The sequence below is a fragment of the Rhodosalinus sp. genome, from assembly GCF_041685465.1.
Taxonomy (GTDB): Bacteria; Pseudomonadota; Alphaproteobacteria; order Rhodobacterales; family Rhodobacteraceae; genus Rhodosalinus.
Genome location: NZ_JAWLFS010000176.1, coordinates 1 through 6,424, shown reverse-complemented (window position 1 = coordinate 6,424; position 6,424 = coordinate 1). Strand labels below are relative to the sequence as shown.

At 73.0% G+C, this 6,424-nt stretch carries 9 protein-coding genes; 3 read left to right on the top strand and 6 right to left on the bottom strand.

What is annotated here, in order from left to right; translation table 11 throughout:
- From ACESL7_RS11565 to ACESL7_RS11555, 3 genes are all read right to left on the bottom strand, one after another.
- A partial coding sequence (locus tag ACESL7_RS11565) for a 2Fe-2S iron-sulfur cluster-binding protein (protein ID WP_372893476.1) occupies window positions 1-362 on the bottom strand: 362 nt, incomplete at its 3' end.
- Between the two features lie 70 nt (window positions 363-432).
- A complete protein-coding gene (locus tag ACESL7_RS11560; RefSeq protein ID WP_372893475.1) occupies window positions 433-762 on the bottom strand; it encodes a sarcosine oxidase subunit delta in 330 nt (109 codons plus the stop codon).
- An 85-nt stretch (window positions 763-847) separates the two neighbouring features.
- A complete protein-coding gene (locus tag ACESL7_RS11555) occupies window positions 848-2,095 on the bottom strand; it encodes a sarcosine oxidase subunit beta family protein (RefSeq protein ID WP_372893474.1) in 1,248 nt (415 codons plus the stop codon).
- A 181-nt stretch (window positions 2,096-2,276) separates the two neighbouring features.
- Between ACESL7_RS11555 and ccmI the strand changes: the two genes are divergently transcribed.
- The 3 genes from ccmI to ACESL7_RS11540 are packed head-to-tail and all read left to right on the top strand — an operon-like array spanning window position 2,277 to window position 4,254.
- Window positions 2,277-3,518: a c-type cytochrome biogenesis protein CcmI gene (gene ccmI / locus ACESL7_RS11550; protein ID WP_372893473.1), complete on the top strand. Its 1,242-nt coding sequence runs from the start codon at window positions 2,277-2,279 to the stop codon at window positions 3,516-3,518.
- Window positions 3,515-4,003 carry a Holliday junction resolvase RuvX gene (ruvX, locus tag ACESL7_RS11545; protein WP_372893472.1) on the top strand — a complete coding sequence of 163 codons (489 nt, stop codon included), beginning with the start codon at window positions 3,515-3,517 and terminating at the stop codon, window positions 4,001-4,003. The genes ccmI and ruvX overlap by 4 nt, the downstream gene beginning before the upstream one ends.
- Window positions 4,004-4,014: 11 nt before the next feature.
- Window positions 4,015-4,254 carry a DUF1289 domain-containing protein gene (locus ACESL7_RS11540; RefSeq protein ID WP_372893471.1) on the top strand — a complete coding sequence of 80 codons (240 nt, stop codon included), beginning with the start codon at window positions 4,015-4,017 and terminating at the stop codon, window positions 4,252-4,254.
- 68 nt (window positions 4,255-4,322) lie between these two features.
- Here ACESL7_RS11540 and ACESL7_RS11535 read toward each other — a convergent pair whose 3' ends face one another.
- From ACESL7_RS11535 to ACESL7_RS11525, 3 genes are all read right to left on the bottom strand, one after another.
- Window positions 4,323-5,114 carry a phytanoyl-CoA dioxygenase family protein gene (locus ACESL7_RS11535; RefSeq protein ID WP_372893470.1) on the bottom strand — a complete coding sequence of 264 codons (792 nt, stop codon included), beginning with the start codon at window positions 5,112-5,114 and terminating at the stop codon, window positions 4,323-4,325.
- On the bottom strand, window positions 5,108-5,932 hold the full coding sequence (locus ACESL7_RS11530) for a sulfite exporter TauE/SafE family protein (protein WP_372893469.1): 825 nt from the start codon (window positions 5,930-5,932) through the stop codon (window positions 5,108-5,110). Before ACESL7_RS11530 ends, ACESL7_RS11535 begins: the two co-directional genes overlap by 7 nt.
- A gap of 275 nt (window positions 5,933-6,207) precedes the next feature.
- Window positions 6,208-6,424 (bottom strand): tRNA-dihydrouridine synthase (locus tag ACESL7_RS11525; RefSeq protein ID WP_372893468.1); only part of this gene is annotated, 217 nt, incomplete at its 5' end.

Here is a 6,424-nt window from a genome sequence, read left to right as displayed (position 1 = left end):
GGCAGGAACCGCGCCAGCGCCGCGTTCACCTGCCCCACGTCGAAATCGAGGCTCGGCCAGTGGTTCTGGCTGGTCGCGGTCAGCCCCTCGAAGAGCTCCGTCGTCGTCGCGCGCTGGTTGGGCTCGTGGCGGTCGCCCGTGCCCAGGTTCACGAGCGCGTTCGGCTCCTCCGCGCCGCTGGCCAGGGGCCCGCGGGGACGGTGATACTTGAAGCTGCGGCCCATCAGCATCTGGCCCGAGCCCATGAGCGCCGAGGCCAGCGTATCGCCGGGATGGCCCGAGAGGCGCCTGCCGTTGAAGGTGAAGGGGATGCGGCGGGAGCGGTCCAGAAGCCGCCCGCCCGTGGCGAGACGTGTGCTCATGTCGTCGAAGCCTTGCGCGGGTTGCGAGGGCGGGAGCCTCCGGCGGGGATATTTGGACCAAGAAGAAGCATCAGGAGAGGTCTCTCCACGTCCAGCCGGGGCGCTTCGCGGTGATCGCCTCGCGGATGTGCTCGGGCGGTTCGGTGGTCTGCGCCGGGTAGGTGCCGAAGACCTCGAGCGTGACGGTGCAGCGCGCGGCGTGGAACCACTTGCCGCAGCCCATCGCGTGGCGCCAGCGCTCGAAATGCACGCCGCGCGGGTTCTCGCGCGCGAAGAGATAGGCGTGGAAGGCGTCGTCGGTGCCCTCGGGGCCCACGCGCGCGAGATGCGCCTCGCCGCCGGGGGCGAGCTCGGTCTCCTCGGCGGCGACGCCGCAATAGGGGCAGGTCATTCGGAGCATGGCGATCCTCCCGAAGCCGGGGGCCAAGGATATTCGAAAATCCTTGGCAGAAATCTTCGAAGACTTTCGCGCGGAGCGGCGGCCATCAATGCGCCACCCCCGCCGCCACCGACTCGTCGATGAAGCGGCCCTCGCGGAAGCGGTCCAGCGAGAACTCGGCCGCCAGCGGGCCGGGCTCGCCGCGGGCCATCGTCTCGGCCATCGCCCAGCCGGAGCCGGGAATCGCCTTGAAGCCGCCTGTCCCCCAGCCGCAGTTGAGGAAGACGCCCTCCACCGGTGTCTTCGAGATGATGGGAGAGCGGTCGCCGGTCATATCCACGATGCCGCCCCACCAGCGCAGCATCTTGAGCCGCGAGAGCATCGGGAAGGTCTCCACCAGCGCGCGCACGGTTTCCTCCACGTGGTGGAAGCTGCCGCGCTGGGTGTAGTTGTTGAAGCCGTCCGCGCCGCCGCCGATCACCATCTCGCCCTTGTCGGACTGGCTGAGGTAGCCGTGCACGGTGTTGGCCATCACGACCACGTCCATCACCGGCTTGATGGGCTCGCTGACCAGCGCCTGGAGCGCCACGCTCTCGATCGGCAGGCGGAAACCCGCCATCTCGGCCAGCCGCCCGGAATGGCCGGCGACGACCAGCCCCAGCTTGTCGCAGTCGATCCGCCCGCGGCTCGTGTCCACGCCGGTGACGCGTCCACCCTCGCGGCGGATGCCCGTCACCTCGCATTTCTGGATCACGTGCATGCCCATGTCGGAGCAGGCCCGCGCATAGCCCCAGGCGACCGCGTCGTGCCGCGCGGTGCCGGCGCGGGCCTGCCAGAGCGCGCCGAGCACCGGGTAGCGCGGCCCCTCGAGGCGGATGATCGGGCAGAGCTCCTTGACGCGCTTCGGCCCGATGAACTCGGTCTTCACGCCCTGCAGCGCGTTGGCCTGCGCGGTGCGCAGGTAGCCGCGCACCTCGTGTTCGGTCTGCGCGAGCATCATGACGCCGCGGGGGCTGAACATGATGTTGTAGTTGAGCTCCTGGCTCAGCGTCTCGTAGAGGCTGCGCGCCTTCTCGTAGATCGCGGCAGAGGGGTCCTGCAGGTAGTTGGAGCGGATGATCGTGGTGTTGCGGCCGGTGTTGCCGCCGCCCAGCCAGCCCTTTTCCAGGATCGCCACGTTGCGGATGCCGTGGTTCCTGCCGAGGTAATAGGCGGTGGCCAGCCCGTGGCCACCCGCGCCCACGATGATCGCGTCGTAGCGGCGCCGCGGCTCGGGGTTGCCCCAGGCGCGGCCCCAGCCCGTGTGGTCGCGCAGGGCTTCCCGGGCGATGGCGAAGGCGGAATAGCGTTTCATGCGGCGTCTTTCCGGCGCGGGTCTCGGCTCCCCCTTCTGGACCGGCGGGGGGCCTGCGCCCGCGTCCCGAAACGTCGCATTCGGGATCGGTTGCGACATGACGCGCCACGACGCGATTGGGGGTTTCACCGGCGCGCCCGGGCGCTTAAGTCACATCCGGGCGAGGGTGGCAGGAGGGCCCATGCTGTTCTGGATTCTGGTGGTTGCGCTCGCGGTCGCGGTCGCGCTTCTTTTGGGGCTCGCGGCGCTGCGCGTTCGCGGGCATGCGCAGGAGGCGGCGGACTACGATCTCAAGGTCTACCGCGATCAGCTCAAGGAGGTCGAACGCGACCTCATGCGCGGCGTCATCTCCGAGGAGGACGCCGAGCGGCTGCGCACGGAAATCTCGCGCCGCATCCTTGCGGCCGACGCCGCGGCCAAGGCCGCCGCGCGCGGCGAGACGGCGCAACCCCGCTGGGCGGGTCCCGTGCTCGCCGCCGCCGTCGCGCTCGGCATCGTGGGCGGGACCACGTGGCTCTACATGGATCTCGGCGCGCCGGGGTACCGGGATCAGGCGCTCGCCGAGCGGATCGCGGCGGCCGAGGAGCGCCGGCAGACCCGTCCGGGCCAGGCGGAGGCGGAAGCCGACGTCCCCGCGCAGCCACCGGCCGAAGAGCCGCCCGAGGACTATGCCGAACTCATGGAGCGGCTGCGCAGCGTTCTGGAGGAGCGCCCGGACGATGTCCGCGGTCACATGCTGCTCGCCCGGAACGAGGCGGCGCTCGGCAACTTCACCGAGGCCTACGCGGCGCAGGAGCGTGTGCTGGACCTGCGCGGCGACGGCGCGACGGCACAGGATTACGCCGATTACGCGGAGATGCTGGTCATGGCCGCGGGCGGCTACGTCTCGCCCGAGGCGGAGGCCGCGCTCTCCGCCGCGCTGGAGCGCGATCCGCGCAACCCGGTCGCGCGCTACTATCTCGGCGTCATGTTCCGCCAGATCGGGCGGCCCGACCGTGCCTTCACCACATGGGATCGCCTCCTGCGCGAGAGCCGGTCCGACGCCCCCTGGGCGGCGACGCTGCGCGCGCAGCTGCCCGAGCTTGCCGCCCGGGCCGGGCGCACGGATTACGAGTTGCCCGAGCCGGACAACGCCGCACCCGGCGACGGCCCCACGGCCGAACAGATGGCCGAGGCCGAGAACATGAGCGAGGAGGAGCGCACCGCGATGGTTCGCGGGATGGTCGACAGCCTCGCGCAGCGCCTCGCGCAGGACGGCGGCACCGCGTCCGAATGGGCCCGGCTCATCAACGCGCTCGGCGTTCTCGGCGAGACGGAGCGCGCGGCGGCGATCCGGGACGAGGCGCTCTCGAAGTTCTCCGGCGACGAGACCGCGCTCGATCGCATCCGCGAGGCTGCGGAAAGCGCCGGGATCGGCGGGTGATCTTCGAGCAGATCGAGCGATTCGCGTCGGCCCTGCCTCGCGTCGGCGCCGTCGCGGGGCTCGACCTCGGGACGAAGACCATCGGCGTCGCGGTCTCGGACGGGTTGCGCACGGTCGCCACGCCGCTCGCCACGATCCGGCGGCGCAAGTTCACCGTCGACGCGGCGGAGCTCGACGGGCTGCTCGCCGACCGCGCGATCGTCGGGCTGATTCTCGGACTGCCGCGCAACATGGACGGCACCGAGGGGCCGCGCGCGCAGTCCACCCGCGCCTTCGCGCGCAATCTCGACGGCCGCGCGCCGCGGCCCCTCGGCTTCTGGGACGAGCGCCTCTCGACCGTCGCCGCCGAACGCGCGCTGCTCGAGGCGGATACGAGCCGAAAACGTCGCGGAGAGGTGATCGACCACGTCGCGGCATCCTATATCCTGCAGGGCGCGCTGGACCGCATGCAGCGGATCGCGGCGCAGGCCGGCGAAAACGACTGAGGCGGGGGCGCATGGCGGATGATGTCTGGACACGTGACGAGGCGGAAAGCCCCTGCGTGCAGGTCTGCGTGATCCACCCGGAGACGCGCCTCTGCACCGGCTGCCTGCGCACGATCGACGAGATCACCGCCTGGTCGAAGATGTCGTCCGAGGCGCGGCGCGCCGTGATGGAGGAGCTGCCGGCGCGTGCGCCGCAGCTCCGCCAGCGCCGGGGCGGCCGCGCCCGCACCCGCGCGCGGCGCGAGGGATAGCGCGCAGCGGCCGCGGTTCGTGCGTGCCACGGCGCTTGAAAGCGCCTTGCAAGGCCCTTGCCCGCGCCTCACGGCGCGGCGAGCCAGTCCCCGGGGTCGGCGCAGAGGGGCCGGAAATAGGCGATGCAGCGTCCCTCCGGCGCCGCCTTCGCGCCCGCGCCCCAGGGCGCGACACCGTGCAGGGCCAGGCGGTGGACCAGCACGGCGTCGCCCGGCGCGGCCGGCAGGGGGACGCGGCGGCAGGTCTCGAAGGCCGTGCGACGGGCCGCGTGATAGGCCTCGGTCAGGTCCACCGCGCCCCAGTCCTGCGGCGCGATCCCGGCGAGTGCCTGCGCGAAGGCTTCTCGCATGATGGCGTGGCTGCCCTCCCAGACGACGAGCGGCGCGGCCTCCGGGTCGGCGTCGGTCAGCGGCAGACCGAGGATCCAGCGGTGCGGCTCGCGCAGGTGGCGGCGGCGCTCCGGCCCCTCGGGCAGGAGGCCGTCGACATGCGCGGCGTCGCGCGTCGCGCGGTAGCGGGACGCGGCGGTGCTCTCGCCGGCGCGGGGCTTCGGGTAGCCCGGAAAGACCGTCGAGAGCTGGGCGCGGTGAAGCGGCGGGAGGGGGCCGTGCACCGCCTCGACCGCCGCGCGCAGGCCCTCGGGCAGCGCCGGGCCGCCCGCCACCCGGCCCGCGGCGTCGTTCGCCAGCGCGTCGACACCCACGAACCACGTCCCCTCGCAGTCGAGCCAGCGCGCGCGGAGCGCCGGATCGGCGAGCGCCGCGCGCGCCGCGGGCCGCGCCGCCCGCGCCCAGGACAAAAGCGTTGCGTCGAAGGGGAGCCGCGCCCAGCCGCGCGCCGCGTAGTCCCCCGTCACCATCCGAGCGCCTTGCGCAGCATGTTGCCTGCCACGAGCAGCAGGAAGACCGCGAAGACGCGGCGCAGCGGCGTCGGGTTCATCGCATGCGCGATCCGCACGCCGAGCGGCGCGGTCAGGAGCGTCATGGCGATCACCACGGCGAAGGCCGGCAGGTTCACCGCGCCGATCGTGAAGGGCGGCCGATGCGCCGGATCCACCGCCACCAGCAGGAAGCCCGCCACGCCCGGCACCGCGATCAGCATCCCGAAGCCTGCCGCCGTGGCCACCGCGCGGTGCACGGCGACCCCGTGCAGCGTCATCAGCGGCACGCCGAAGCTGCCGCCGCCGATCCCCATCAGCACCGAGAGGAACCCGACCCCCGGCGCATAGACCGCGCGCCGCACCCCGCGCGGCATCTCCGGCGCGAGGCGCCAGTGCGCCTTGCCGAGGCCGAGGTAGAACCCGATCGCCAGGCCAAGCACGCCGAAGAGCCCCTGCAGCACCGTCGAGCGCAGCGCCGCGGCGAGCAACACGCCGAGCACCGCGCCCACCGCGATCCCCGGCGCCCAGCCCTTCAGGATCGTCCAGTCCACCGCGCCCTTGCGGTTGTGACTCATCACGGAACGCGCCGATGTCACGACGATCGTGGCGAGCGAGGTCGCGAGGCAGACCTGCATGAGCTGCGGCCCGCCGTAGCCCAGCGTCTGGAAGGCGTAGAAGAACGCGGGCACCAGCACGATGCCGCCGCCCACCCCGAGCAGCCCCGCGAGCACGCCCGCCGCCGCGCCGATCGCGAGCAGGAGCGCGAACATCTGAGCGAGCAGGACGGGATCGGGCATGGGGCCTCCGTGGCATGGTGTCCGTCGGCGCCAGATAGACAGGGTTTCGGCGCGCGCCACAATGGGGGCGGTGCCGCCCCTCGGCGTCGCACCTGAGACGGGCATCGCGAAAGCCTGTCCGGCGTCGACGGACGGCGCGCGCCGTGTCCGGCCGCAGGGGCGCCAGGGCGGGACGCGCGCGGCGTGGCCCCGCCGCCCCGGGCGGCATCACGCAATCCGCCGCGCCGGGACACCCGCACGCGGCTCCGTTCCGCAGGCCTGATCGAGGGGCTCGCTCAGGCGCGGAGGGCCTCCTGCGCGGGCGCGACCGCGGCGAGCGCAGCCTCCACGAGGTCCGGGCCGGCCCCGGGTCGCGTCGCGCCGTCGGAGAGGATCTGCCGCCAGCGCCGCGCACCCGGACACCCGGCGAAGAGGCCCAGCATGTGCCGCGTCACCTGGTGCAGGCGTCCACCCGCGGCGAGGTGATCCTCGATGCAGGGCAGCATGGCGCGC

Coding starts and splice junctions, on each gene's coding strand:
- ACESL7_RS11560 (WP_372893475.1), bottom strand. CDS start 762: ATGCTCCGAATGACCTGCCCCTATTGCGGCGTCGCCGCCGAGGAGACC.
- ACESL7_RS11555 (WP_372893474.1), bottom strand. CDS start 2,095: ATGAAACGCTATTCCGCCTTCGCCATCGCCCGGGAAGCCCTGCGCGAC.
- ccmI (WP_372893473.1), top strand. CDS start 2,277: ATGCTGTTCTGGATTCTGGTGGTTGCGCTCGCGGTCGCGGTCGCGCTT.
- ACESL7_RS11540 (WP_372893471.1), top strand. CDS start 4,015: ATGGCGGATGATGTCTGGACACGTGACGAGGCGGAAAGCCCCTGCGTG.
- ACESL7_RS11535 (WP_372893470.1), bottom strand. CDS start 5,114: ATGGTGACGGGGGACTACGCGGCGCGCGGCTGGGCGCGGCTCCCCTTC.
- ACESL7_RS11530 (WP_372893469.1), bottom strand. CDS start 5,932: ATGCCCGATCCCGTCCTGCTCGCTCAGATGTTCGCGCTCCTGCTCGCG.